The sequence below is a fragment of the Nocardiopsis sp. TNDT3 genome (assembly GCF_003427465.1).
Classification (GTDB): domain Bacteria; phylum Actinomycetota; class Actinomycetes; order Streptosporangiales; family Streptosporangiaceae; genus Nocardiopsis; species Nocardiopsis dassonvillei.
The window spans coordinates 1-1,402 of record NZ_QPFC01001066.1 but is presented as its reverse complement, the minus strand read 5'-3'; the positions used below and the strand labels follow the sequence as shown (position 1 = coordinate 1,402).

Sequence of the window (1,402 nt, the reverse complement as noted above, 5' to 3'; positions counted from 1 at the left end):
CGGCATGGCGGCCTACTCGGCCAGCAAGGCCGCCCTGTCGGCCTGGTTGACCGCCGCGCGCGCGGACTACCGCGCCAGGCACGTCGCGGCCCTGGACGTGCGCGCGCCGCACATGGACACCGGCCTCGCCGACCGCCCCCTGGCCGGGACCGCGCCCGGGAACCTGCCCGAACCCCACCCCGTGGACGAGGTGGTGGACGCGATCGTGCGGGCCCTGCGCTCCGACGCCAGGTCGGTGGCCTTCGACCCCCGGGAGCGCAAGCTCACCGTCCGGTAGCCGGTGGAGCCCGTGTCGAGGCCCTGTGCCAGGGTTCGGTCATGGACCCCCGACCTCCCGAACCCCCTCGGTCCGACGAACCGGCCCTCGCCGCGCTGGGCGCCCTGGTGGACCGCTCCGTTATCCAGATCGCCGAGGCCGCCCGCGACGCGCGCACGTTCGACCGCGAGACCGTCCGGGCCGTCTCCGACCTGTGGGACAACGCCGTTGTGCCCCTGTTCCGGGCCGCGACGGGTCGGACCGGGCCGGAACGGGAACGGCGCGCCCGCGCGGCCCTGGAGTGGACGGCGCTCCTGAGGCCGACGCGCTGGGACTGGATGGTGGAGCAGGCCGCGCTGTGCGGGCACCGTCTCGACGCGCTCGTCCAGCCCCCGCCCGTGTACTTCGACAGGCCCTACCGCGACTACCGGGGCGAGGTCCGTCCGGCGTACTCCCGGTGGACGCCGCAGGCGTTGGCCGCCCTGGCGGACGACTACGCACTCGGCGCCGCCAGCCTGCGCCACGTGCGGATCGAACGGGAGGGCGCCCGCCTGTGCGGGTTCCTGACCCTGGAACCGGCCCGCTCCTACGACCCCGGCGACGGCGCTCCAGGCCGCCCTCCCACGCTCGAGGTGCACCTGGAGGACCTGACCGAGGTGGACGTGGACTCCGACTCGGCGCACGGAGTGCGCCTGGACTCCGACGCGGACGGGGTCGTGGTCGGCCTGGGAGCAGGGGGAGTACTGCGGGCCCGTGCGGGCTCGCTGCGGCTCGACGACGGCTCCTGGCACCTGTCGGGGGCCGGTCGCCGCGCCGACGCGCGGACCCCGCCCCGCGATGACGGGTTCCGTCCCGCCCGGCCGCCGCAGAAGGGAAAGGTGGAGGGCTCCGCCCGGGGCGCGGCGACCTTCCTGCGCTGGGCCATGCTGATGATCCGCCGAGTCCGCTACCCCGGCGAGGTCGCGCGAGTGCCGGTGGGCGCGTACTGCCGTGCCCTGGAGGGGGCCGGGCGGGACGTCCTGGCGGCGGGGGCGCTGCCGCCGCCGCGACGCGAGGCCGCCTTCCGGTCCCTGACCGCCGAGTGGCTGCGGCGCGGCGGAACCGACCTGGCGGCTGACTGGAAGCTGCTGCTCAGCGACGTTCCGG

The 1,402-nt window shown here is 76.2% G+C and carries 1 protein-coding gene and 1 pseudogene; both read left to right on the top strand.

The genetic code is table 11. The features are described 5' to 3' along the window. Positions 1-277: pseudogene (locus DQW06_RS23905) on the top strand (short-chain dehydrogenase); the annotation flags it as partial. A gap of 41 nt (positions 278-318) precedes the next feature. Continuing rightward, on the top strand, positions 319-1,402 hold a 1,084-nt coding region (locus DQW06_RS23900), incomplete at its 3' end, for a hypothetical protein (protein WP_117199355.1).